Source organism: Polaribacter sp. 2305UL8-11 (assembly GCF_058147165.1).
This window is the reverse complement of sequence record NZ_JBYVJW010000141.1, coordinates 1-230: the sequence shown is the minus strand read 5'-3', so window position 1 is coordinate 230 and position 230 is coordinate 1. Positions and strand designations below refer to the sequence as shown.

General features: G+C 27.8%; 1 protein-coding gene. It reads left to right on the top strand.

The genetic code is table 11. From position 1 onward, the window contains the following. Window positions 1-230, top strand: a 230-nt coding sequence (locus tag ACY2RW_RS16500) for a chorismate-binding protein (protein ID WP_490123806.1), incomplete at both ends; no start/stop codon positions are given.

The following is a 230-nucleotide window of genomic DNA, read 5'->3' as shown; positions in this document are numbered from 1 at the left end:
ATTTCTGTCAAGAATTTTACGCAGAAAACACTCTTATAAATCCTATAGAAGTTTATCAACATTTAAACAAGATTTCTGAACCTCCTTTTGCATCATTTTTAACAATTGATACTCAGTTTGCTTTATGTGCATCACCAGAAAGATATTTAAAAAAAGAAGGAACTAAAATAATTTATCAACCAATAAAAGGAACTGCAAAAAGATTGGTTAGCGAGTTTGATGATTTAAAA